Origin of the sequence: Streptomyces sp. NPDC086835 (genome assembly GCF_044745705.1) — a bacterium.
Taxonomy (GTDB): domain Bacteria; phylum Actinomycetota; class Actinomycetes; order Streptomycetales; family Streptomycetaceae; genus Streptomyces.
In genome coordinates this window covers 256,577-281,072 of the sequence record NZ_JBIVAU010000003.1, presented here as the reverse complement: position 1 = coordinate 281,072, position 24,496 = coordinate 256,577, and the positions used below count along the sequence as shown (strand labels likewise).

The window sequence follows — 24,496 nt, the reverse complement described above, 5'->3', positions numbered from 1 at the left end:
TGGCCCCGTGGGCGCGGGCCGCACTCGCTGCCCGGTGAAGGGAGCCATGCGATTCAGGATGGCCGCGTACCCCGTGCTCTGCGCGCTGAAGCCTGTGGCGTGCATGTGCTCGCGGGACGGTTCCGGACGCGCCGTGACGACGGGCGGCCGCCGCAGCCCTGTTCCGGGGCGCCCATGGGCGGCCGACCCCGCCGTGGGCGCCGGGAAGGTCCGTGTCTCCCCCGCCGCCATGAGTCGCCCCCGGGCGGATGGGTACCCGCCGCAGGAAGAGCGGCCCGCCACGAAACCCGGGCGAAGGGCTTTTCGATGGCACAACGAGTTCCGGACGGTCCGGAGGACCCGCACTCCCCTGCTCCCGCCCTCCCGTCCCCGCAGGGCGACTACCTGGACCAGATCCAGGACGGCCTCCAGCAGGTCGCGCACGCGCACGGACGCGTGCGGGAACTGCTGGGCGCGGTGCTCGCGATCAGCAAGGAACTGGAGCTCGACTCCGTGCTGCGCACCATCAACGAGACCGCCCGGCAGCTGGCGCATGCCCGCTACGCCGCGCTCGGTGTGCTGGACGACGCCGGTGAGTTCACCGAGCTGATCACCTCCGGTTTCGGCCGCGACCAGTTCGCCGCCCTCGGCGACCGGTTGCCGCACGCAACCGGCCTGCTCGGCGAACTGGTGCGCGATCCGCACCCGCTGCGCGTCGATCGTGTGGCGGAACATCCGCACGCGATCGGCTTCCCGCAGGGCCACCCGGCGATGACCAGCCTGCTGGGGGTGCCGATCCGCGTGCGCGACAAGCTCTACGGCACGCTCTACCTGGCCGACCGGAGCAGCGGCGAGCCGTTCACGGACGACGACGAGAACATCGTTGTGGCGCTGGCCGGGGCCGCCGGTGTGGCCATCGAGAACGCCCGCCTGTACGACCGGTTGAGGCACGCCACGGAGGACTTCCAGCGCAGGCTGCTGCCCCGGATGCCCCGTCGTGGGGACCTCGAGCTCGAGGCCAGGTACCAGCCCTCCACCGAAGCGCCGCGGATCGGCGGCGACTGGTACGACCTGGTCCGGCTGCCGGGCCGCGTGCCGTGCCTGATGGTCGGGGACGTGATGGGCCACGGCCTCGAAGCGGCCACGGTGATGAGCCAGATCAGCAACATGTTGCGGGTGATCGCGTTCGAGGAGGAGGAGCCGCCGAGCCGCATCCTGCGCCGGCTCGACGAGGTCCTGCACGAACTGCACGGCGGCCCGATGGCCACTGTCATCATCGCAAGGCTCGAGCCCAGCGCCCACGGCAAGCGGCTGTGCTGGTCCAGTGCGGGCCACCTGCCGCCGCTGCTGGTCACACCGGACCACCGGGCCCGCTACCTGGAGACGGACACCGGCCTGCCGCTGGGCGTCGATCCGGCGATGGACCGCGAGGACCAGGCGGAGATACTTCCGCCCGGCAGCACACTGCTGCTGCACACGGACGGGCTGGTCGAGCACCCCCGCCGGTCCATCGACGAGGGGATGGACGACGCCACCGGCATCGCCGCGGTGCGCGCCTCCGCTCCGCTGTCCGAGCTGTGCGACGCGCTCCTCGCCCACGGCCACGACGCGTTCCACGACGATGTCGCCCTCCTCGCGGCGCGCCTGGCCTCCTGACGCGGGCCCGCTCCGCCTCGGACGCGGACCGCCCGGTGATCCCGGCGGCGCCATGGGTCAGGACGTGTCCCGTACCTCGGTGTCCTCCACCTGGGACCCGGGTGCGGCGCGGTTGGGCGCGGCCGGGCTGTGCGAGTGCTGTCGCGGCGGCGGCTCGCCGTCCCGGCCCTCTCCCCACTCCGGGATGCGCAGGGCGAGGAGGGCGACGTCGTCGCCGCTGGGCGCCATGCGGGCGAGGAGTTCGTCGCAGAAGTCCTCGACGTCCCGGTGGGCGAGTTCGGCGGCGTGACGGCGGAGCTGGGCGAGTCCTCCGTCGATGGAACGGGTCCGGCTCTCGACCAGGCCGTCGGTGTAGAGCAGCAGGGTGGAGCGCGCTGGGAGCTTCTCGCGGGCGTCGGGCCACCCCAGGCCCAGATGCAGCGCGGAGTCCATGCCGAGGAGGGGTCCGTGGCCCGCTTCGAGGTAACGGGCGTGTCCGTCGTAGGTCACCAGGAGCGGCGGCGGATGGCCGGCGTTGACCCAGTGCAGCTGCCACGGCCCTCCCTCCTGGCCCTCGATCCGGGCGAAGACGGCGGTCGCCATCGGGGCATCGCTTGTGTTCGTCATCGCCTCGTCGAGGCGTCGCATGATGAGGCTGGGCGGCTCCTGCCGGTCCCAGGCCAGGGCACGGAGCATGTTGCGTACCTCGGCCATGTGGGCAGCGGCCTTGAGGTCGTGGCCCACGACGTCGCCGATGACCATCGTCGTGACGCCGTCGGCGAGGAGGAAGGCGTCGTACCAGTCGCCCCCGATTTCGGCGGCGCTCTCCGCGGGCTGGTAGCGGGCGGCCATCTGAAGGTGGTCGACCTGGGGCAGCGGCGTGAGGAGCTGACGCTGCATGGTCTCCGCCAGCTGCCGTTGCTGGTCGAACAGCTGGGCATTGTCCAGCACCAGGCCGGCCCGGCGGCCGATGTCGGCCAGCACCAGCAGGTCGGCCTCCGTGCAGGGCCGGCGTTCACCGCTGCGCGCCACGGTGAGCGCCCCGAACACCTGGCGCGTGGTGCTCAGCGGCACCACCACCGCCGAGTGCCCGCCGAGCCGGTCGAACAGGTCCCGGTGCGCCCGCGCGAGCGGCGCCTGCGGGGTGAGGTCCTCGGCTTCCAGCCGCAGGGGCCGGCCGCCCCGCATCACACGGGCGAGGGCCGACGCGGAGGGTGTTTCGGTCAACGGCGGCAACGGCCCCAGCAGCGTGTCCTCCCCGCCGTCGTCCTCCCCTCCCTGGTCCCCGCTCCGCACGACGATCCGGCGCAGATCGTCGGCCTGAGGGTGCGTACGAAGATCGACCGCCGCCCAGTCGCCCAGCTCCGGCACCAGCAGACGCACCAGCCGGTGCAGCATTTTCGGGACGTCCAGGGTGGAGCTGAGCACCGCGGAGATCTCCGCGACGATCGTCAGCCGCTCGGTGAGCTCCTCCAGTGCCATGAGGTGCGTCGCCTGCTGGTCGGCGGCACGCCGGTGCAGGCTGAAGTCGTGGAAGACGATCACCGCGCCCTCCACCTTCCCCTGCCGTACCAGGGGCGTGGCGGCCCAGATGATCGGGACGGTCGTGCCGTCGGCCCGCAGGTAGAACTCGTCGCTCCCCTCTGCGGGGCTGCCGGTCTTCAGTACGGAAAGGACACGGCACTCGTCCCGGGAGAGCGTCCTGCCGTCGGCCTGCCGGTGCAGCAGGTCGTGGAGGTCCTCACCGAGCATCTGCGCGGTGTCGCGGTCGAGGAGTCGGTCGGCCCACGGGTTCGAGGCAGTGAGCCGCCCCGAGGTGTCGGTGATGAACAGCCCGGCACCCACGCTCTCGAACACGGCACGCAGGAAGCCGAGCTCCAGCGGCCGGTCAGCGCCGTTCACGCCCCACCATCCCCGGGTCGCCCGTTCCTCCTGCGCCGCACCGGCGCGGGCGCGTCCTCGACGGCCCTCTCGTCATGCTCGCATCCGTGGCGGCAGTGCGCTGCTCCACCGCCCGGGCCGGGCGGGGAGGCCGCGGGGACCGTTCCCGCCGGGCCGGGACCGGGACGCACCGGGGCTGCCCGTGTCCGGCGGACAGGCCGCCCTGCCCGCCGGACACGGGCAGGGCTACGTGAGGGCCTCTCGCACCGCGCCCTCCCGCACGGCCGTGCGTGCCGCCGTCGCGTCCGTGGCCGCCAGTGCCAGTCCGGCGAGCCGCCGGCAGTCGTCCAGGGTGTGCGCCGCCAGAGTGGCGCGGACGTCGCCCAGGCAGCTCGGCGCGACCGAAAGGCTGCTCACGCCCAGACCGACGAGGACCAGGGCGAGCAGCGGGTCGGCCGCGGCTTCGCCGCAGACCCCCACCGGGCGGTCGCAGGCCGCTCCCGCCCCGGCGGCCGTCCGCACCAGTTCGAGCAGGGCCGGCTGCCAGGGGTCCAGGAATTCGGCCAGCGTGCCCAGGGTGCGGTCGGCTGCGAACGCGTACTGGGCCAGGTCGTTCGTGCCGATGCTGAGGAAGTCGCACTGCCGGGCAAGGTCTGTCGCCCGCAGGGCCGCGGCCGGGACCTCGACCATGGCACCCGCGGTCCGCAGTCCGTGGGCCCGCACCCGTGCCGTGAAGGCCGCCGCCTCACCGGGCACGGAGACCATGGGCGCCATCACCCATACGTCGGCCTCCGTGTCCTGCGCCGCCGCGGCGATCGCGGCCAGCTGCGTCTCGAGCAGCTCCGGGTCACGGCGCGAGGTCCGCAGGCCGCGCACACCGAGGGCGGGGTTCTGCTCGTCGGCCGCGGTGACGAACGGAAGCGGCTTGTCGGCCCCCGCGTCCAGGGTCCGTACGACGACCCGGCGCCCGGCGAAGGCGTCGAAGACCACCCGGTAGGCGTCGGTCTGCTCCTCCGCGGTGGGGGCCTGCTCGCGGTCGAGGTAGAGGAACTCGGTACGGAACAGCCCCACGCCCTCGCTGTCGGACGCCGCGGCCACGTTCAGTTCTTGCAAGGCGCCCAGGTTGACCAGCAGTTTGACCGCGTGCCCGTCGGCCGTCCGGCCGGGGCCGCTGACCCGGGCCGCGGCCTGTCGACGTCGTTCGTCGCGCGCGGCGGCCTCGGCGACGGTGTCCGGGTCAGGGTCGGTCACGACCGTGCCGGCCGCGCCGTCGACGAGCACGGGCGTGCCGTCGGTCAGCTCCGCGGCGGCGGCGCAGCCGACGACGGCCGGCAGGCCGAGGATCTTCGCGAGGATGGCGGTGTGGCTGGTGGGGCCGCCGCGTTCGGTGACCAGGGCGAGGACCTCGGCCGGGTCGAGGAGGGCGGTGTCGGCGGGCGCGAGATCGTCCGCGACGAGGATGTACGGGTGGCCGGGGTCCGGCAGGCCGGGCGTCGCGAGGCCCTGTACCGCCGCGACCGACCGGTTGCGGAGATCGTCGAGATCGGCGACGCGTTCGGCGAAGTAACCGCCGGCCGCCTCGAGCGACGTGCGGAAGGCGCGGAACGCCTTGTCGAGCGCGTGGGCCGCGTCGGCCCCGCCGGCCACGAGTTCGCCGACCTGGTCGGCGAGCGTCGGGTCGGCGGCCATCAGCGCCTGGGCGGAGAGTACCTGCGCCGCGTCGCCGCCGACGGCGGCCGCCCGCTCCTCCAGGTCCGCGGCGACGCGTGCCAGCGCGGCCCGGGCCGCTGCCGCCTCGGCCGGTACGTCGGCCGGATCCACGGTGCGCGGCGGCGGCAGTACCGACGGCTGGGCCATCCGGGCGACGGGCCCGGCGGCGCTGCCGCCACCGACGCCGATGCCGTCCAGCACCCCGGTGACCGCGGTCGCGGGTGCGGCGGAGGTCGTCGTGCCGGTCGTCACCGCTGCTCCTGGGCGTCGAGGTCGGCGGCGACGAGCGTGGCCAGTTCCTCGATGGCGGCCTCGGCGCCGTCGCCTTCGGCGGACAGCACCAGGGGTTCACCGTGCTTGGCGCCGAGTGCGAGCACCGACAGCAGGCTGCGGGCGTCGACCGGTGCGCCTCCGTCGCGGGCCACGGTCACCCTGACGGGCTGGCGGGCGGCGGCCTGGACGAAGACCGAGGCGGGCCGGGCGTGGAGTCCGGAGCGGGAGCCGATGACGACAGTGCGCTGGGGCATGGGGATGACACTCCTACGGGATGGGGTACGAGGGCTGCCGGTGGGGGTGTGTGTCCGCCGTGGAAAGGCACAACGCTGGGCCGGTGGGCGGTTCCTGGGCCGGGACGGGTCCGGGTGTCCGTGCGGATCTGGCCGGGACCTGTCCCCGGACCGGTCCGGATGGGCCGGTCCTGAGGGGGCGGTCCGGTCCCGCCGTCCGGGCCTGCTGGGAACCGTTCCGGCAGGCCCGGGACGGACCGGGCCAGGGGTTTCAGGCGGCGGCCGGGACCTTGGGGTCCGCGGCCTCGGTGACGGCCGGGGGCGTGGCCGCCGGGCCGGCCGGCTTGCGGCGGCTCTTGAGGAGGACCACCAGGGCGGCGGTGACCACGGTGCCGGCGGCGATGGCCAGCAGGTACAGCAGCGGCCGGCCGATCAGCGGTACGACGAAGATGCCGCCGTGCGGGGCCCGCAGCGTGGCGTCGAACGCCATCGACAGTGCGCCGGTGACCGCGCCGCCGGCCATCGCGGACGGAATGACCCGCAGCGGGTCGGCCGCGGCGAACGGGATCGCACCCTCGCTGATGAACGAGGCGCCGAGGACCCAGGCCGCCTTGCCGTTGTCCTGCTCCGCCTTGGTGAACAGCTTCGCGCGCACGGTCGTCGCGAGGGCCATGCCGAGCGGCGGGACCATTCCGGCGGCCATCACGGCGGCCATGACCTTGAGGCTGCCGTCGGTGGGGGTCGCGAGGCCGCCCACCGCGAAGGCGTAGGCCACCTTGTTGACCGGGCCGCCGAGGTCGAAGCACATCATCAGGCCGAGCAGGACGCCGAGCAGCACGGCGTTTCCGCCGGACAGGCCGCTCAGCCAGTCGGTCATGGCCTTCTGGAGCGAGGCGATCGGCTTGCCGACGACGATGAACATCAGGAATCCGACGACGGCGGCGGAGACCGGCGGGATCACGACCACCGGCATCACACCGCGCAGCACGGTCGGCACGTGGACCCGCTGGATCGCCATCACCACCGCGCCCGCGATGAGACCGGCGGCGAGTCCGCCGAGGAAGCCCGCGTTGACGGTGACGGCGATGGCGCCGCCCACGATGCCGGGTACGAGTCCGGGCCGGTCGACCATGCCGTACGCGATGTATCCGGCGAGGACGGGAACCAGGAAGCCGAACGCGGCGCCGCCGACCTGGAAGAGCAGGGCGGCCCAGCTGGCGGCCTCCGTCCACACGAAGTGCTCGGCGACCGAGGGGGCGCTGTTGATCTCGTACCCGCCGATGGCGAAGGCCAGGGCGATGAGGAGACCGCCCGCGGCGACGAACGGCACCATGTAACTGACGCCGGTCATCAGCCAAGTGCGCAGGCGGATGCCGAAGTGGTCGCCCGGCGCACCGGAGTCCATGGGCGCGGTGGTGGTGGCCAAAGCGGTGGTCTCGCCCCGCTCGGCCTTCGCCCGCACCTCCGCGACGAGTTCGGAGGGCCGGTTGACGGCCGCCTTCACGCCGACGTCGACGGTGGGCTTGCCGGCGAACCGGCCCCGCTCCCTGACCTCCACGTCGTGGGCGAGGATCACGCCGTCGGCCGCCGCGATCACGGCCGGGTCGAGGCGGGTGAAGCCGGCCGAGCCCTGGGTCTCGACGACGACTTCGACGCCTTCGGCCTCGCCCGCCTGGCGGAGCGCCTCGGCGGCCATGTAGGTGTGGGCGATGCCCGTGGGGCAGGAGGTGACGGCCACGATCCGGAAGGGAGCGGCGGCGGACGCCGGGGCCGACGGTGCGTGGGCCTCCACCGGGGCCGCGCTCTGCGCACCGGCCGCAGGGGCTTCCTCGGGGGCCGGGGCCTCCTCGCCGCGGATCAGGGCCGCGACCGCCGCCGGGTCGTGCTCGGCGCGCAGCGCGGTGGTGAACCGGGCGTCCATGAGCCGCCGGGCCAGGGCGGACAGAATCGTCAGATGGTCGTCGTCGGCTCCCGCCGGCGCGGCTATCAGGAAGATCAGGTCGGCGGGCCCGTCCGGAGCGCCGAAGTCGATTCCCCGGGCGCTGCGACCGAAGGCGAGGGTCGGGGCGGTGACATGCTCGCTGCGGCAGTGCGGAATGCCGATGCCGCCGTCGAGGCCGGTCGGCATCTGCGCCTCGCGGGCCGCCACGTCGGCGAGGAAGCCGTCGAGGTCGGTGACGCGGCCGGCCGCGACCATCCGCTCTGCGAGGGACCGCGCGGCGGCCTGCTTGGTCTCGGCGGCCAGGTCGACGTCGACCAGTTCTGCGGTGATCAACTCACTCATCACGCGGCTCCTTGCTCGCGAACCGCCCGAGGGCGGTGGTGGGACGTGGGTGGGCGGACCCCGGCGCCGACACGGCCGCAGGGCAGCGCGCCGGTACGAGGGGGACGGTGGGCCCGCCCGGGACGGACGGTCATGACGCCGACTCCCCGAGGACGCGGTCGAGGGGGACGGAAGCGGTGACCGTCACCGCTTCGGGGTCCAGGTCGGCCGGTGACGGCATGACGCTGCCCGGCAGTTGTACGGCGGCGGTGCCGTGGGCCACGGCGGCCGCCAGGGCGGCGGGGCCACCGCCGCCCGCGGTGAGGAAGCCGGCGAGGGAGGCGTCCCCGGCTCCGACGTTGCTGCGGACGGCGTCGGCGGGGGCGTGGCCGAACCAGACACCGGTGTCGTCGACGAGCAGCTGGCCGTCCGCTCCCAGGCTGGCGAGCACCGCACGGGCGCCCCGGTCGCGCAGTTCCTCCGCCGCCTTGACGGCGTCGCCGACGGTGGCGAGAGGGCGGCCGACCGCTTCCGCGAGTTCCTCCGCATTGGGTTTGACCACGTCGGGCCGCTCCCGCAGGGCTGCGGTGAGGGCGGCTCCGGAAGTGTCGAGGGCGACACGGGCCCCGGCCCGGTGGGTCCGGGCCACGAGTTCGGCGTACCACTCGGGACGCAGGCCGCGCGGCAGGCTCCCGCAGCAGGCGATCCAGTCCGCCTCCGCCGAGCGGGTGCGGACGGTCTCCAGCAGCGCCTCAGCCTCCGCCGGTGCGAGGTCGGGTCCGGCCGCGTTGACCTTGGTGAGGGTGCCGTCACGCTCGACGAGCGTGATGTTGACCCGGGTGGAACCGGTCACGGGGACGCCGGCGGCCTCGATGCCGTGCTCGCCGAGCAGCCGGTCGAGCAGCGCGCCCTCCGGCCCGCCGAGCGGTACGACGGCGACCGTGCGGTGGCCTGCGGCGGCCACCGCACGGGAGACGTTGACGCCCTTGCCGCCGGGGTCGACCCGGTCCACGGTCGCGCGCAGCACGGCTCCGCGGTCCAGGGACGGCAGTTCGTAGGTGCGGTCCAGGCTCGGGTTGGGAGTGACGGTGAGGATCATGCGCGGACGACCTCCGTGCCCTGCTGCTCGATGGAGCGGGCGTCTTCGGGGCTCAGGCCCGTGTCGGTGATCAGCAGGTCCACGTTCGCCAGGTCACCGAAGCGGGCGAAGTGCTGCTGCCCGAACTTGGTCGAGTCCGCCAGGAGGACGACCCGGCGTGCCGCGGCGATCGCGGCCTGCTTGACGGCCGCCTCCGCGAGGTCGGGGGTGGTCAGGCCGCCCTCGATGTCGAAGCCGTTGGTGGCGAGGAAGACGACGTCGGCCTGGATCTCGCCGTAGGCGCGCAGGGCCCAGGCGTCGACGGCGGCACGGGTGCGGTGCCGGACCCGCCCGCCGACGAGATGGAGAGCGATGCCCGGGTGGTCGGCAAGGCGGGCGGCGACGGGCAGCGCGTGGGTGACGACCGTCAGCTGGGACTCCACCGGGATGCCGGCCGCCAGTCGTGCGGACGTGGTGCCCGCGTCCAGGATCACGCTGCCGTCCACGGGCAGCTCACCCAGCGCGGCCCGCGCGATCCGTTCCTTCTCGTCGGCGGCGACCGCGTCGCGCTCCGCGAGGTCGGGCTCGAAGTCGAGGTTGCCGGCGGGGATGGCGCCGCCGTGCACACGCCGCACCAGCCCCGCCCGGTCGAGGGCCTTGAGGTCGCGCCGCACGGTTTCCGCGGTGACCTGGAACTCCTCGGCGAGGGACAGCACATCCACCCGACCGCTTTCGCGGGCCAGGCGCATGATCTCTTGCTGACGCTCCGCTGCGAACATGTGGTTTTACATCCGTTTCCATGACCGAGCCTGTGGTTTTCCCCGATGCTACGCACGAACCACGGGGAAGTAAACAGATTCGGGCATGCAAGCGGACAGAAACAGGCCCGAGGGTCAGCGCGTGGGCAGGCCGTGGTCGCGGAGCCGGCCGACGGACAGGCCGCGGACCCGGCAGTCCTCCACGACCGGGGCGAGCGCTCCCAGGGCCGCTCGCCACGAGCCGCGAGCGCTCATCGCGTCGGAGTCGTGCAGCAGCACCGTCGCCCCTCCCCTCAGCGTCCTGCCCAGCTCCGCGCGTACGCTCCCGGGCGTCGCCGCGGCCGTCCAGTCGCGGCCCCAGGAGGTCCACAGCACCGGGCGCAGCGCGTTGGCCCTGGCCGCGTACCACCGTCCGCCGGTAAGGATCCCGTACGCGGGCCGGTACCAGAGGGGCCGATCGCCGGAGACCTCCGTGACCAGGTCCGCCGTCCGCGCCAGGTCCCGTACGTCCCGCGACGGCCGCGGGTACCACGGCCTCTCGTGGCACCAGCCGTGCACGGCCAGTTCATGGCCCTCCGCTGCCATGCGCCTGCCCAGTCGGGGGTGCTGTGCGAGCCGGCTGCCGAGCACGAAGAAGGTCGCCCGTACGGAGAGTTCGTCCAGGGCCCGCAGGAAATGCGGCGTGGTGCCGGGGTCGGGGCCGTCGTCGAACGTCAGCGCCACCCGGTCCTGATGCCCCCGCCCGTCGAGGACCGGGGCGAGGGCGCCGCGTACACCGGGGAGCCAGGTCGCCGCGGGCCCGATGTGCGCGCCGGCCGCGAGGAGCGCCGCGCCCGTCACCGCAAGCGCGGCGGTGGATCCACTGTTCATGGGCATCACCATTTCCCTGTACCCTCCGCGCTCTCCGGGTCCTCCGCCAGGAGCGGGGACCGGGCCAGTTCCACACAGCCGCCGATCAGCAGCCCGAGGGCCACCACTTCCAGCGGCGTACGCCACCCGAGGTGCACGCTCTCCTGGAACAGCACCACCCCCAGCACCACGCTCAGCAGCGCGTCACCGAGTGTCAGAGCGGGCTGCGAGGCGGCCAGCGAGCCCGCCCGGAGCGTCACCTGGAGCAGCAGGAAGCTGCCGAGGCCGACGGCCATGGCCGCGTACAACTGCCATGTCGCGAACACCGCGCCGACACCCTCCGGCAGCCTGCCCAGCGCGTCCTTCATCAGGACGGCGGTGCAGGAGAAACCGATCGCCGTCGCGGTGCCCAGCACGGCCGCGCGGGGGGCGGACGGAAGCCGGAGCGAGACCGCGACGAGCACGGCGACCGCTGCGGCGAGCGAGAGCCCTGCCCATGCCCAGTGCGCGGTCGGTACCGTATCCCGGCCGCCGGACGGGGCGGCCAGTGCGAGGAAGCCGCCCAGGCCGACCGCCATCGCCACGAAGGCCACCCGGGTCCGCGGGTCGGGTCGACGCCGGAAGGCGATGCCTCCGACCACCAGGGTGAACAGCAGCTCCGTGCTCATCACCGGTTGCACCACGGCGAGCGGCCCGGTCGCCAGCGCCAGTGCCTGGAGGGCCCCCGACAGGACGAGCATCGCCGCGCCCCACACCCACCCCGGCCGGCGCAGCAGCGCCATGGCTGTGGCACCGGCGAGGTCCGCGAGGGCCCGTCTCTGCAGCACCGAGGCCGCGGCGTTGGCGAGCGCGGCAAGCAGCGCGAGGCAGACGGACAGTGCCGTCATCGCGCCAGGTCCCGCCCCTGCGCCGGGCGGTCCCCCCGCCCCCTGCTGTCCGCTGGGCCCCGCACGGGGATCGAAGCGGCGTGGGACCGACGGAACATGCGGACCTCCCGGATCACGGACCGAGCGGGTCCAGCCTGTCGAGTAACGGGTCCAGCCTGTCGGGGAACGGCCCGGGCGCCGCCCGACAGCAGGCGCCGCGGTCGCCGGTTCACTCGATCGGTCCCCCCGGCCCCCTTCCCGGGCACCGGCGGCTCCGGTCCGGGGCCACCATGGACCGGACGGATCTGTCCGGCGCACGCGTGCCGAGGAGGTGGCCCCATGGGTGGGCGCTTCATGGTGCTCAGCGCGGGCATGGGGGCCGGCCACGACGCGGTCGCCGGTGAAATGGCGCGCAGGCTCGCCGCGGCGGGCCACGAGGTGCTGGTGCGTGACGTACTGACACTCCTGCCGCCCGGCGCCGGGCGGGCTCTGCGGTCGTCCTACCGGTTCTCCGTACGGCACGTTCCGGGCCTCTACGCGGGCGTCCACGCGCTGTTCCTCGAGCAGCGCAGCGGCGCGGGCCGTCCGCCGTCCCGGCGCGGCACGGTCACGGACGTGGCCCCGCTGGCCACGCTGGCGGAGGGCCGGCTGAGGGCGCTCGTCCGCGACCGGCGCCCCGACGCCGTGGTCTCGACCTTCCATCTGGCCGGTCAGATCACCGGCCGACTGCGCGAACGCGGCACCCTGGCGGTCCCGAGCGCCGTGTTCGTCACCGACTTCGCCGTCCACCGCGGCTGGCTCCATCCCGGCAACGACCTGTACCTGTGCGTCACGCAGACGTGCGCGGAGGCGGTACACGCGGCGACCGGCCGGCCGGCGGGCGCCCCCGGGCCGGTGGTGCCGCCGGAGTTCGGCCGTCCGGCCGCCCAGGACCCGCCCGGCTGGGCCGACGGCCGGCCCCCCGTGCTGATCTGCACCGGCGCCTGGGGCGTGGGGTCGGGGCTGACGCGCACCGCGGAGGTGCTCGCGCGCCACGGCTGCCTCCCCGTACTGCTGTGCGGCCGCGACGAACGGCTGCGCCGCCGGGCGGCCGCGGTACCGGGCGCGGTCGCCCTCGGCTGGGTGGACGATCTGCCGGAACTGATGGCCCACTCACGGCTGTTGATCGACAACGCGGCCGGCCAGACAGCGGTACAGGCACTCGCCGCGGGCGTCCCCGTCATCGGCTACCGGCCGATCGCCGGCCACGGCGTCAAAGGTGTGCTCGCGATGGCGGCTGAGGGCGTGACGGCGTGGGCGGACGGCATCGGCGAACTACTGGCCCGTGTGGACGAGTTGGTCGCGCCGGGTCCCGTGAGGGACGGCCAGGTCGCACGCGCCGCGGCCTTGTTCCGTGACGACGCGGCACGCCTCGTCGCCGCCCTGCCCGGCGGCGGTCCGCCGGGCGCCTGAGGCCACTCGGCCGGCGGCGGACCGCGCCGGCTCAGCCGAAACGCTCGGCCGGGCCCGGGCCGCGGCCACCGCGGTGGCGACAGCCCGACGGCTCAGCCGAAGCGCTCTGCCAGGCGCCGGAAGACGAGGGGCACCGCTCCGTGGATACGCGCCGGCAGCCGCAACCACCGCGGCAGGAAGATCTCGGCCCGGTGCCGCCGCATCACCGCACGCCAGACCGCTTCGGCCACCTGCTCCGGGGTGAGGAGCTTCAGTCCGGTGCGGCGAGGCGGGGTTCCGCGCCGTTCGAAGAACGGCGTGTCGACGATGCCTGGCAGCACCAGGGAGATCGTCACGCCCGTCCCTCTCAGTTCGTACGCGAGACTGTCGGCGAACGTGCCCAGCGCCGCCTTGGCCGCCGAGTACACCGCCTCGTCGCCGACGCCCACCGCACCGGCGATGGAACCGAGCAGCACGATCCGTCCCCTGCCCCGCTCGACCATCTGCGGCAGGAGGTGACGCACCAGGTGCACGACGGACGCCAGGTCGACTGCCAGCACCTCGTCGATCGCCGAAGCCGGTATGGCGGTGAACGGCCCTGCCCAGCCGACGCCGGCCGCCGCCACCAGGACGTCCACCCGGCCGGCGGATCCGATGGCCTCAGCGGCGATCCGGTCGGCGCTCGCCGGGTCGCTCAGGTCGGCCCGCAGCGGGGTTCCGCCCGTGCGCGCCGCCACGTGGTCCAGTCGCTCGGCGTCGCGTCCGTGCAGGAGCAGCCGCCAGCCGGGGGCGGCGGCGAAGCGGGTCGCGACGGCGGCCCCGATCCCGGAGGACGCACCGGTGATCAGCATCACCGGCCCTTTCGCTGTTCCCTGTCCTTCCGCCATCACAGGCTCGTCAGCAGTTGCGGCGAGATGTTCTTGATCATGGTGTTGGTCCAGCGCATCTGCCGGAGCGTCTGCGGGTGGCACGAAGAGACGAGCTCGAGCAGCCGGGTGTCCTTCGATGCCTGCGCCACCTGCGCGAGCATCTCCCAGTAGAGCGAGTTCTCGGCGGCGTCCAGGTGTAGATCGCGCAGGTCGCGCAGGAGCAGCAGGCCGGGCTCCGGCCGGTGGCCGACGGCCTGCGCAGCCTTCTCCCGCATCATCGTCAGCAGTCCGGGCGAGGGCTTCGCCGGGGAGTCGTCGAGTTCGAGCCCGTGGGCGCGGCCGGTCACGGCCAGGCGTTCGACGTGTTCCCGGGACCATCCCGCGAGGTCCTTGGCGACGTGGTGGACCTCGTGCTCCGTGCTGTGCCGGTCTGCCACGGTGAGCAGTTCCTCCGCCAGGTGCCGCTCGCCGTGGTGGAGGACGCGCAGGGTGAGGCTGATGCCGTTCACTGCCGGCTCCCTTCCCGCGAGGGCACGTCGTCCGTCGTCTGCCGCACGCGGGCGTCGGGGCCGCCTTCCGTGGCGGGGACGCCGGCGTCACGGCCCGGCTCGGAGGCGGTGGTCGTGGGGGCGGGTGAGTGTAGCCCGGCGCCCTTCTCCACGAGGGTGAGCGTCGCGGCGGCGGTCTTGAACAGTGGCTGCTTGGAGGCCGCGTCCCAGTCGGTGACGGTGGTCTCGTTCGCGGCCCGGCCCGGGACCGTGGCATTGGGGCCGAAGCCGGCGGGGGTGTCCCAGTAGCCGTAGTGGAAGGGAACGAACAGCGTTCCCCGCCGCAGTCCGGTGACGCGCAGCCGCCCCCGCAGGGAACCGCGCGGGGAGCCGACCTCGACGAGGTCGCCCTCCGCGAGGTCGCGTGCGGCGGCGTCGGCCTCGGAGATCTCCACCCACACATCCGGTGCTGCCGCGTTCAGTTGCGGTGTGCGGCCGGTCTTGGTGCGGGTGTGGAAGTGGTAGACGGTGCGACCGGTCGTCAGCTGGAACGGGTACTCCTCGCTCGGCGCCTCGTGCAGAGGCAGGAACTCGGCGGCCTTGAGCATGGCCTTTCCGTCCGGGTTGAGCGAGCGGTACTCGACGACGCCGGACGACGCGCCGGTCACCAGGTCCTTGCCGTAGGACTCGCAGCGGTCGGGGTGCGCCCAGCTGATCCCGTCGGTGTACAGATGCGGCGTGCCGGAGGGATCGTCCTCGGTGCAGGGCCACTGGATACCGCTGCCGCCACGCAGCAGGCCGTACGAAAGACCGGTGTAGTCACAGGGCCGGCCGGCGCTGCAGCGCTTCCACGCCTCGAACGCCGACTCGGGGTCGCGCCAGGGGATCAGCGGGCCGCCGTCCTTGTCGCGGAAGTCCATACGGGCGGCGTAGTCGAGGAAGATGTCCAGGTCGGGCCTTGCCTCCCCGGGCGGTTCCACGGCCTTGTCGGACAGGTGCACCGTGCGGTCCGCGTTGGTGAAGGTGCCGGTCTTCTCGCCCCAGGTCGCCGCCGGCAGGACGATGTCGGCCAGTTGGGCGGTCTCGGTCAGGAACAGGTCCTGCACGACCACGAACAGCCGTTCGCCGGAGAGGATCGAGCGGATCCGTGAGAGCTCGGGCAGTGAGACGGCCGGGTTGGTGCCGCTGATCCACAGCATCCGGATGGAGCCCTGCTCGGCGTAGCGGAACATCTGCATGGCGTGGGTGGGCGGTGCGTAGTGCGGGATCGTGGCCGGTTCGACGTTCCACACCCTGGCCAGGTCGGCCACGTGCTCGTCGTTCTCCCAGTTCCGGAATCCCGGCAGGTCTCCGTCGGCGCCGCACTCCCGGGTGTTCTGGGCGGTGGGCTGCCCGTTCATCTGCAGCACGCCGGCGCCCGGCCGTCCGAGCATCCCGCGGATCAGGTGCAGGTTGTTGATCTGGACGGCGGCCGCGGTCGCCTGATGGGACTGGTAGACGCCCTGCAGCACCGTCGAGAGGAGGCGGTCGGCGCCCCCGAGGACTTCCGCCGCCTCGACGATCAGCCTGGCGGGAACGTCACACACGGCGGCCGCCCACTCGGCGGTGCAGTCCTTGACGCGGGCCGCGAGTTCCTCGAAGCCGACCGTGTGCGCCTCGATGTACGCGTGGTCCACCCGGTCGTGACGGATCGTCTCGTGCAGCAGCGCGTTGAGGAGCGCCACGTTGGTGCCGACGCGCGGCGCCAGATGCACCGTGGCGCGGCGTGCCACCCGGGTGGGCCGCGGATCGACGCAGACGAGCCGCGGCGGGTCGGCCCCCTCCAGCCGGTCCAGGACGCGCATCCACTGCACCGGCTGGGTCTCGGCGAGGTTGTGCCCGAACAGGGCGATCACGTCGGCGTGGTCGATGTCGTCGTAGCTGCCCGGTTGTCCGTCGCAGCCGAAGGACTCCTTGAGGGCCTCCGCGGCGGTGGAGGTGCACAGGCGGGTGTTGCCGTCGAGGTGGTTCGTCCCGATGCCGGCCCGGGCGAGGACCGCGAGGGTGTAGCACTCCTCCAGGAACAGCTGGCCGGTGGTGTAGAAACCGATGGAGCCCGGGCCTCGTTCCTCCAGCAGCTCGCGGGAGCGGGCGACGACCCGGTCCATCGCGGTCGGCCAGTCGGTCTCCACCAGCCGTCCGGCCTGGCGGATCAGCGGCCTCGTCAGCCGGTCGGGCGAGGCGTTCGCCTGCCAGGCGAAGAGGTCCTTGGGCCCCAGCCTGCCCCGGTTGACCCGGTCGACCGCCCTTCCCCGCACACCGACCATGCGACCGTCCTTGACGGCGATGTCCATGGCGTCCCCGTCGGAGTGCAGGATCGAGGCCGACTGCACCCACTGCTGCACCTCGTCCTCCTTGACGCCCTCGGCGAGGTATGTGTCGACGCGGGTCGGCCATGCCCCGTGCCGCGGATACGGGGTCCGACCGCCCCAGGGCTCGGCGATCCGGTCCACCGAATCTTCCACGTCGACCTCCCTCGTCGTGCGGTCGGTACGGGGCGTACCGACCGCACAGAAGTACCCGGGATCAGCGGGCCGTAACGCCCGTCGCTCGCGGGGCGGGTGCCGACGAGGGCCCGAGCACGCGGGCCCGACGGGTCGTCACCCGAACAGCGGATGTCGCAAATAGCCCCTTGGGTCCCACACATATACATTGCACCGGTATATGTCCTTGGGGTCGCCGCCTGTGGGTGCAACAGCGCCCGGAGCCAGGGCAGACGGCACCCGAACGTACGGGAGTTCGTGTGGCATCTCAGTCAGGTTCTCGCCTCGATGTGCAGTCGGAAGACGCCTATGAGGACGAGCTGCCCGTACACCGCAGGCAGCCCGGCAATGTCGTCGTGAAGTGGCTGACGACCACCGACCACAAGACCATCGGGACGCTCTACCTCGTCACGTCGTTCATGTTCTTCCTCATCGGCGGCGTGATGGCGCTCTTCATGCGCGCCGAGCTGGCCCGGCCGGGCACGCAGATCATGTCGAACGAGCAGTTCAACCAGGCGTTCACGATGCACGGCACGGTCATGCTGCTGATGTTCGCGACGCCGCTGTTCGCGGGTTTCGCGAACTGGATCATGCCGCTGCAGATCGGCGCTCCGGACGTGGCGTTCCCGCGTCTGAACATGTTCGCGTACTGGCTGTACCTCTTCGGTTCGCTGATCGCGGTGGCCGGCTTCCTCACCCCGCAGGGTGCGGCCGACTTCGGCTGGTTCGCCTACGCCCCGCTGTCGGACGCCATTCACTCCCCCGGGGTGGGCGGCGACATGTGGGTGATGGGTCTGGCCTTCTCCGGCTTCGGCACGATCCTCGGCTCGGTCAACTTCATCACCACGATCATCTGCATGCGCGCTCCGGGCATGACGATGTTCCGGATGCCGATCTTCACCTGGAACGTGCTGCTGACCGGTGTGCTGGTCCTGCTCGCCTTCCCGGTCCTGGCGGCAGCGCTGTTCGCCCTGGAGGCGGACCGCAAGTTCGGCGCCCACATCTTCGACGCCACGAACGGCGGCGCTCTGCTGTGGCAGCACCTCTTCTGGTTCTTCGGCCATCCAGAGGTGTACATCATCGCCCTGCCGTTCTTCGGCATCGTCACCGAGATCCTGCCGGTCTTCTCGCGCAAGCCCCTCTTCGGATACATCGGTCTGGTGGGTGCGACGATCGCGATCGCGGGTCTGTCCGTGACGGTGTGGGCGCACCACATGTACGTCACAGGCGGCGTGTTGCTGCCGTTCTTCTCGTTCATGACGTTCCTCATCGCGGTACCGACCGGTGTGAAGTTCTTCAACTGGATCGGCACGATGTGGGGAGGATCGTTGTCGTTCGAGACACCGATGCTCTGGGCGATCGGCTTCCTCGTGACGTTCCTGTTCGGTGGTCTGACGGGCGTCATCCTCGCGTCGCCGCCGCTGGACTTCCAGGTCTCCGACTCGTACTTCGTCGTCGCGCACTTCCACTACGTCGTCTTCGGCACCGTGGTGTTCGCGATGTTCGCCGGATTCCACTTCTGGTGGCCGAAGTTCACGGGCAAGATGCTGGACGAGCGGCTCGGCAAGATCACGTTCTGGACGCTGTTCATCGGCTTCCACGGCACGTTCCTGGTGCAGCACTGGCTGGGCGCCGAGGGCATGCCCCGCCGGTACGCGGACTACCTCGCGGCCGACGGCTTCACCGCACTCAACACCGTGTCGACGATCGCGTCCTTCCTGCTGGGCATCTCGATGCTGCCGTTCCTGTACAACGTCTGGAAGACGGCGAAGTACGGCCGGCAGCTCACGGTCGACGACCCGTGGGGCTACGGACGTTCGCTCGAGTGGGCGACCTCCTGCCCCCCGCCCCGGCACAACTTCACCACGCTCCCCCGGATCCGCTCGGAATCGCCTGCGTTCGACCTGCACCACCCCGCCATCGCCACTCTGGACGAGGTTTCGGACACCGGTCGGCGGGATGTCGTCGAACCGGGGAAGGGAATCGCCCCGCCCCTCGGCGAGGGGAAGGACAACCGGTGAGGGGCCCGGTGCGGCAGACGGAGTCGGAGGTCGCCGCGGGGCTCGTCAGGCTCGAGGGCTATCTGCTCGCGCAGAGCCGGCTTCAGGAGGCCCAGCAAGAGGCGGAGGCCTTCGCCGGGCGGATGCCGTGGCTGACCAGCGCGCAGCGCGAGGAGGTCGTCCGCGCCTACACCCAGGACCGCATCGCCCTGTCACGGCGCGTGCTGGAGGCCCTGGTGTCCCGGGCCGACGAGCTGCGGCTCGAGTACACCGCGCGGTACGAGGAGCTACGGCGCCGGCTGCTGTGCGCGGGCGTCGCTGCGGTCCTCGTCTCCGCGGTCCTGTGCACCTTCGCCGGCCTTCTGGCCGCCCACCGCTGACAGAAGGACGGCAGACCGGGATCCCGCCCGCCTCCGGGCGGGATACTGGTGGTGTGAGCAACTCACCGCCCCGGATCCGCGGTCTGCGGCGGCAACTCGGCAGCAGCATCTTCACCCGGGTCGCAGGCCCCGCGGCGGCGCAGACGCGTGCCCGTATCCATGACACACCCGGGCCCCGCTGGTTCGGCCCCGAGCGGCCCATCCGTACCGTCCACGGCGACGCCTCGATGTTCATCGGCGGGCTGAGCGCCCTGCTGCTGCAGTCGCTCCATCCGCTGGCCATGGCGGCCGTCGCCGCCCACTCCGGGTACCGGGGCGATCCGTGGGGACGGTTGCAGCGCACCAGCACGTTCCTGGCCGTGACGACGTACGGCACGGCCGACGACGCCCAGGAAGCGGTGGACACGGTCCGGGCCGTCCACGAGAGCGTGACGGGCCGGACCGTTGCCGGCGAGCCGTACCGTGCCGCGGACCCGCACCTGCTCGGCTGGGTGCACGTCGCAGAGGTCGACAGCTTCCTGCGCGCCCATCAGCGCTTCGGCGCCCGTCCCCTGGACGCCGACGGCTGCGACGGGTACATCGCCGACACCGCACGGGTCGCCGCCGCGCTCGGAGTGAGCGACCCGCCGCGCGACCGGGCCGGGCTGGCCGAGCGGATCGCCGCGTACCGCCCCGAACTGCGCCCTTCGCCAGAGGCCCTGGAGGCGGCCCGTTTCATGCTGCTCCATCCCCCGCTGCCCCTGCCCGCCCGGGTCCCGTACGCGGTGCTGGCCGCGAACGGCGTCGCCCTGCTGCCGCCGTGGGCGCGGAAGCCGCTCGGGCTGCCGTACGCGCCGACGTTCGAAAAGTGCTGTGTGAGCCCGACCGGAACCCTGCTCACCGGCGCGATCCGGTGGGCCATGGCCCCGTCTCCCCCGCCCCCGGAGCCGTCCTGACCCGGCCCCAGGTCGCACCCCGAGCGGGTCCGGGGCCGCGGAAATACAATGAACGCGGGCTGTACGGCCCAGCCGGCCGATGCCCCTGTGCGCCGCACAAGTCCGGGCCGGTCGATCTTGCAAGGCAGTTCGGAGAGGTCCATGACCCGGCGTCGTCCCGTGCGATCGGCGACCGCGGACGAGATGCTGGCCACGCTCGGCCGCCTCACGGACCGTGCCCGGGAAGGCGCGGAACGGCAGAAGGCACGGGTCGAACTCGCCGAGGCCCTGCAGCGGTCGATGCTGCCGGCCGACCTTCCCACGGTGCCCGGTCTACGGGTCGCGGCCCGGTACACGCCAGCCAGGAACGGTCTGGACATCGGCGGCGACTGGTTCGACGGCTTCTTCCTGCCGGACGGCTCACTCGGTTTCTCCATCGGCGACGTGCAGGGTCACGACGTGGATGCCGCAGCCTTCATGGGGCAGGTCCGGATGGGGCTGCGCGCCGTGGCCACCGCCACGACCGACCCGGGCGAGGTGCTGCGCCGCGCCAACGAGCTGCTGCTCTCCGTCGACCACGGGCTCTTCGCGACGTGCAGCTTCCTGCGCTACGACCCGGCCACCGGCGCACTGCAGAGCGCCCGCGCGGGTCATGTGCCCGCCGTGTGGGCGACGGCCGGCGGCGACGGCGGGATCGTGGCGGACGAGGCGGGCGTACCGCTGGGCATCCTGCCCGGCGAGGTGTATCCGGTGGCGAACCGGCGCCTGTCCGAGGGCAGCGCGTTCGTGCTGCTCACCGACGGCGTCGTGGAAGGCCCCTCGTATCCGATCGAGGCGGGCCTGGACGCGGTCGCCGAGCTGGTCCGCGCCGCGGTCCGGGAGAGAACGGACGTGGGGGAACTGGCCACGCAGGTGATGGGTACGGCGGCACTCACCGACCACACGGACGACGCGGCCGTGCTGGTCCTCCTCCACGAACCCGCGTAGGCGGCCGCGGCGGTCCGGCGCGCGGCGGCTCCCGGCAAGTTCGGGCGCCTCGGCAGCGCGTGTCACGAGGACGCGGCGCCGACGCTCCTGTGTGATGACGTGCGTGGTCCGCAGCGAACAAGTCCGGGGTCCGGCCGCAGCAGTGCTGTGTGTGCTCGCCGTCGCGGCCGCCTACTGGGCAGGCGGCCGGATCGGCCTGCTCCAGCAGGTGGTCGTGGAGGGAGCTGTGGTCACACCCCTGTGGCCACCCACAGGGATCTCGCTGGCCTGTCTGCTGTGGATGGGGGCGCGGGTCTGGCCCGGCATCCTCCTCGGCGCGCTGCTGACCATCGCGACGATCGACTCCGTCGGCCTGGCCACACTGGGCATCCTGGCCGGCAACACGTTCGCTCCGCTGGCCGCGTATCTGATGCTGCGACGGGTCGGTTTCCGCATCGGCCTGGACCGGCTCCGGGACGGGCTGGCGCTGGTGTTCCTGGGGGCGCTGGGCGGCATGCTCGTCAGCGCGACGTTCGGCGCGTGCACCCTGGTGCTGAGCGGTGCGCTGCCGCTCGGTGAGTTCTGGCCGGTGTGGTCCGCGTGGTGGGCCGGGGACGCGATGGGCGTCCTGGTGATCACACCGCTCCTGCTGGTGCTGCGCCGGGCGCGCCTGCCGCGCGACACACGGGCGTGGTGGTGGACGGAGGCGGTGGCCCTCGGTCTGGCGTCGGTCGCCGTGACGCTGCTCGCCACCCGGGTGAGCCTGTCACTGCTGTTCCTGGTCTTCCCGATGCTGATCTGGGCGGCGCTGCGGTTCCAGCTGCCCGGCTCGGCACCGTGCGCGCTGCTGATCTCGGTGCTGGCGATCTCGGCGGCGACCGACGGCATGGGCCCGTTCGCCGGCCGCAGCGTGCTGGAGGTCATGGTGGTGCTCCAGGCGCTGAACGGATGCGCGGCGCTGACGGGCCTGCTGCTGGCGTCGGTCGTCACGGAGCAGATCGCCGTGCGCCGCAAGATCGAGAAGGCCTGCGCCGACCTCGCGGAGGTCGTGGAGCAGCTCGCGCCGGGCGACGCGACCCATCTGTGGACGCCGCTCGACGACGGCCGGCCTCCCGGGGACCCGCCCCGGACCGAGCAGGGGCCCGGCCGCCCGGGCACGACCCCGGGGTAACGTCGCCGGACGGGCCCGCGGACGCGGGCGGAACGGAGCACACCATGGGGGTTGCGATGACCGACGAGTCCGAGCTGCGGCACCTGAGGCGCTGCGTGGAACTGGCCGCCGAGGCCGTGGAAGCCGGTGACGAGCCGTTCGGTTCCGTGCTGGTCGACGGCGACGGCAGGGTCCTCGCGGAGGACCGCAACCGGGAGACGTCGCTGGCCGACCAGACGCAGCATCCCGAGTTCGCGCTCGCCCGGTGGGCGGCCGAGCACATGACGGCAAGGGAACGGCGGGCGGCGACGGTCTTCACCTCGGGCGAGCACTGCCCGATGTGCGCGGCCGCCCATGGCTGGGTGGGGCTCGGCCGCATCGTCTACATCGTCTCGTCGCGGCAGCTCGGCGAGTGGCTCGCCGAGCTGGGGGTGCCCGCCCCGCCCGTGCGGACCCTCCCCGTCCAGGAGATCGTGCCCGGCCTCGAGGTGCACGGTCCCGTACCGGAGCTCGCCGGACAGGTGCACGATCTGCACCGGCGCTTCCGCGCGGGACGCTGACAAGCGCGAGGCGCATCACGCTCCGGCTGCAGCCGGGGTGTGATGCGCCTTGCTGCGCCCATCGCGTCGGAAGGACGCGGACTGCCGCGTCGTGCCGAGAGAAACGGCTCGGAGAACCCAAAGACGCCGCGGCCGCGCAGAAGCGCTGACCGCGGCGTCGGACCCGTGACGCTGCGCCGCCACGGGGCGGGTGCGGGCGTCCGCGCGTCGTGGCGCGGATCAGTAGGCGGAGTCGACGTTGTCGATGGAGCCGTACTTGTCGGCGGCGTAGTTCGCGGCCGCGGTGATGTTGGCGACCGGGTCGGTCAGGTCGTGCGGGGTGCCGTCGACGTGGTAGGCGTCGAAGGTCGGCTGGATGACCTGCAGCAGACCCTTTGAGGGCGTGCCGTTCTGCGCGTTGATGTCCCAGTTGTTCTGGGCGTTCGGGTTACCGCTGGACTCACGCATGATGTTGCGGTGCAGGCCCTCGTAGCTGCCCGGGATGCCCTTGGACTTCATGATGTCCAGGGCCTCCTTGATCCAGCCGTCGAGGTTGTCGGCGTAGACCTTCTTCTTCTTGGCCTTCTTGGCCTTGTCCGCGTCCTTCGCGCTCTCCGCCGTCTTCACCGCAGGCGCGTCGGCCGCCACCGAGACCGCGACCTTCGACGCGTCCGCTGCGGCCGGGGCCGCACTGGCGGGCGAGGGGGCCAGAGTGAGCGCCACGGCAGCGGCGCCGGCGGTGGCCATGCCGGTGATCGAGAGCTTGCGGAGACGGGCGGTACGGCTGGTCTGGGTGAAGGCGGTGATACGGATGGGACTCTCCAAACGATGGACATCAGGGCGGCCGACCTTCGTGCGGTTCGGCGGGGCGGAGACCTCTCCGCCATGTGGCCCGGCACGGTCGGACGGGCGGGACGCCCTGTCCGGTTGTGCTTCCCGGGACGTCAGCCATGGTTAGGGGCGGTCGTAGCGCGGCGCAAGAATGTGACCTACTACCCCACTTAAGAGAAATGACCGAAACGTCGCTTCTCGGCCCGCGCCCTGGCGCATCGGGTGGGCGGTGTCCACTACCGCCTTTAGGAAGTGATCTGGCCCCTATGCGCGGCATCACAACTCAGGGCGTCCCGGGGGGGGTCCGGAATCACGGTGAGCGGGCAGATCTCACGCTCCGTACGCACGGCGGCGGGTCGGTGCGGGGCCCTGTTTCTCGGCGTGGGGCGATCGGCCCGCGCGGGTCCGGCGTAACCCGTGGAGAACCGCAGCGCAGGCAGGGCCATGGCTCTGGCGAGGCGGGCGCCCGTGCGGCGCTCGAGGCACCCGTGGGGGGGGCGGCCGCGCCGGGGGAGGCGGTGGCGGGCGCCGACGCGGTGGTCACCGGCTCTGCGGCGGGGGCTGTCGCCCCTGGCGCCTCCGACGCCCCTCGGCATCCCCGCCGGCGCGGTTCGGCTGCGGACGAGGACGGTCGGGGCCGCGGGCGCGTGCAGGAACTCGCCGCACCGGCCGGCGGGATCCGCATGCTGCACGCGCCGGTCCTCTGCACCAAGGCCCTGCGGGAAGAGACAGTGGGCCGCGCCGGCCGCGGGCCGAGGGAATCCGCACCCGTCTCGAGCCGGTGCTGCGGGCGGCCGTACCCCGTGGGCGCTCGACGCGCGGCGGCCACAGCGGTGCGCCCGCGTGTGCGGACCCGCCTGCCTGTGAGTCGGTCCAGGCGG

The 24,496-nt window shown here is 72.9% G+C and carries 20 protein-coding genes; 8 read left to right on the top strand and 12 right to left on the bottom strand.

The annotated features are described in order from the left end of the window. Positions 1-306: 306 nt before the first annotated feature. Positions 307-1,635, top strand: a complete 1,329-nt coding sequence (locus ACIPJI_RS12825; protein WP_402246099.1) for a PP2C family protein-serine/threonine phosphatase — start codon at positions 307-309, stop codon at positions 1,633-1,635. Positions 1,636-1,692: 57 nt separating this feature from the next. Here the strand turns inward: ACIPJI_RS12825 and ACIPJI_RS12820 are convergent, their stop codons facing one another. From ACIPJI_RS12820 to ACIPJI_RS12785, 8 genes are all read right to left on the bottom strand, one after another. Next, positions 1,693-3,516, bottom strand: a complete 1,824-nt coding sequence (locus ACIPJI_RS12820; protein ID WP_402246097.1) for a SpoIIE family protein phosphatase — start codon at positions 3,514-3,516, stop codon at positions 1,693-1,695. A gap of 225 nt (positions 3,517-3,741) precedes the next feature. Beyond that, on the bottom strand, positions 3,742-5,457 hold the full coding sequence (gene ptsP, locus ACIPJI_RS12815) for a phosphoenolpyruvate--protein phosphotransferase (protein WP_356621778.1): 1,716 nt from the start codon (positions 5,455-5,457) through the stop codon (positions 3,742-3,744). Beyond that, positions 5,454-5,732, bottom strand: a complete 279-nt coding sequence (locus tag ACIPJI_RS12810; protein ID WP_189473000.1) for an HPr family phosphocarrier protein — start codon at positions 5,730-5,732, stop codon at positions 5,454-5,456. Before ACIPJI_RS12810 ends, ptsP begins: the two co-directional genes overlap by 4 nt. Before the next feature lie 250 nt (positions 5,733-5,982). Next, positions 5,983-7,995 (bottom strand): fructose-specific PTS transporter subunit EIIC, encoded by a 2,013-nt coding sequence (locus ACIPJI_RS12805; RefSeq protein ID WP_402246094.1) that lies wholly within the window; start codon positions 7,993-7,995, stop codon positions 5,983-5,985. 130 nt (positions 7,996-8,125) lie between these two features. Beyond that, a complete protein-coding gene (pfkB, locus tag ACIPJI_RS12800) occupies positions 8,126-9,073 on the bottom strand; it encodes a 1-phosphofructokinase (protein ID WP_356621780.1) in 948 nt (315 codons plus the stop codon). Further along, positions 9,070-9,831 carry a DeoR/GlpR family DNA-binding transcription regulator gene (locus ACIPJI_RS12795; protein ID WP_307704689.1) on the bottom strand — a complete coding sequence of 254 codons (762 nt, stop codon included), beginning with the start codon at positions 9,829-9,831 and terminating at the stop codon, positions 9,070-9,072. Before ACIPJI_RS12795 ends, pfkB begins: the two co-directional genes overlap by 4 nt. Positions 9,832-9,945: 114 nt before the next feature. Continuing rightward, positions 9,946-10,680, bottom strand: a complete 735-nt coding sequence (locus ACIPJI_RS12790) for a polysaccharide deacetylase family protein (RefSeq protein WP_356621781.1) — start codon at positions 10,678-10,680, stop codon at positions 9,946-9,948. Between the two features lie 5 nt (positions 10,681-10,685). Next, entirely contained in the window at positions 10,686-11,546 is an 861-nt protein-coding gene (locus ACIPJI_RS12785; RefSeq protein ID WP_402246092.1) for a DMT family transporter, read from the bottom strand. A gap of 318 nt (positions 11,547-11,864) precedes the next feature. Here ACIPJI_RS12785 and ACIPJI_RS12780 point away from each other — a divergent pair, with 318 nt between their 5' ends. Further along, positions 11,865-12,977: a glycosyltransferase gene (locus ACIPJI_RS12780; RefSeq protein ID WP_402246090.1), complete on the top strand. Its 1,113-nt coding sequence runs from the start codon at positions 11,865-11,867 to the stop codon at positions 12,975-12,977. Between the two features lie 92 nt (positions 12,978-13,069). On the opposite strand, the gene ACIPJI_RS12775 is transcribed toward ACIPJI_RS12780, so the two are convergent. Genes ACIPJI_RS12775 through ACIPJI_RS12765 form a run of 3 tightly spaced genes read right to left on the bottom strand, consistent with a single transcriptional unit; the run spans position 13,070 to position 16,817 of the window. After that, entirely contained in the window at positions 13,070-13,807 is a 738-nt protein-coding gene (locus ACIPJI_RS12775) for an SDR family NAD(P)-dependent oxidoreductase (RefSeq protein ID WP_356621784.1), read from the bottom strand. A gap of 35 nt (positions 13,808-13,842) precedes the next feature. Beyond that, positions 13,843-14,334 (bottom strand): hypothetical protein, encoded by a 492-nt coding sequence (locus ACIPJI_RS12770; RefSeq protein WP_356621785.1) that lies wholly within the window; start codon positions 14,332-14,334, stop codon positions 13,843-13,845. After that, positions 14,331-16,817, bottom strand: a complete 2,487-nt coding sequence (locus tag ACIPJI_RS12765) for a molybdopterin oxidoreductase family protein (protein ID WP_402246087.1) — start codon at positions 16,815-16,817, stop codon at positions 14,331-14,333. The genes ACIPJI_RS12770 and ACIPJI_RS12765 overlap by 4 nt, the downstream gene beginning before the upstream one ends. A gap of 278 nt (positions 16,818-17,095) precedes the next feature. Here ACIPJI_RS12765 and ctaD point away from each other — a divergent pair, with 278 nt between their 5' ends. The 6 genes from ctaD (at position 17,096) to ACIPJI_RS12735 (ending at position 22,805) form a co-directional block, all read left to right on the top strand. After that, positions 17,096-18,856, top strand: coding sequence for a cytochrome c oxidase subunit I (gene ctaD / locus ACIPJI_RS12760; protein WP_402246085.1), 1,761 nt, complete (start codon positions 17,096-17,098; stop codon positions 18,854-18,856). Continuing rightward, complete coding sequence (locus ACIPJI_RS12755) at positions 18,853-19,215, top strand: hypothetical protein (RefSeq protein ID WP_356621788.1); 363 nt, start codon at positions 18,853-18,855, stop codon at positions 19,213-19,215. The genes ctaD and ACIPJI_RS12755 overlap by 4 nt, the downstream gene beginning before the upstream one ends. A 53-nt stretch (positions 19,216-19,268) precedes the next feature. Further along, positions 19,269-20,150, top strand: coding sequence for an oxygenase MpaB family protein (locus tag ACIPJI_RS12750; RefSeq protein ID WP_356621789.1), 882 nt, complete (start codon positions 19,269-19,271; stop codon positions 20,148-20,150). 141 nt (positions 20,151-20,291) lie between these two features. Next, positions 20,292-21,116, top strand: coding sequence for a PP2C family protein-serine/threonine phosphatase (locus ACIPJI_RS12745; RefSeq protein WP_402246083.1), 825 nt, complete (start codon positions 20,292-20,294; stop codon positions 21,114-21,116). Between the two features lie 103 nt (positions 21,117-21,219). Then, positions 21,220-22,266, top strand: a complete 1,047-nt coding sequence (locus ACIPJI_RS12740) for an MASE1 domain-containing protein (protein ID WP_402246081.1) — start codon at positions 21,220-21,222, stop codon at positions 22,264-22,266. Positions 22,267-22,322: 56 nt separating this feature from the next. After that, entirely contained in the window at positions 22,323-22,805 is a 483-nt protein-coding gene (locus ACIPJI_RS12735; protein ID WP_356621820.1) for a nucleoside deaminase, read from the top strand. 219 nt (positions 22,806-23,024) lie between these two features. Here the strand turns inward: ACIPJI_RS12735 and ACIPJI_RS12730 are convergent, their stop codons facing one another. Then, positions 23,025-23,531, bottom strand: coding sequence for a transglycosylase SLT domain-containing protein (locus ACIPJI_RS12730; RefSeq protein ID WP_402246594.1), 507 nt, complete (start codon positions 23,529-23,531; stop codon positions 23,025-23,027). Positions 23,532-24,496: the final 965 nt, after the last annotated feature.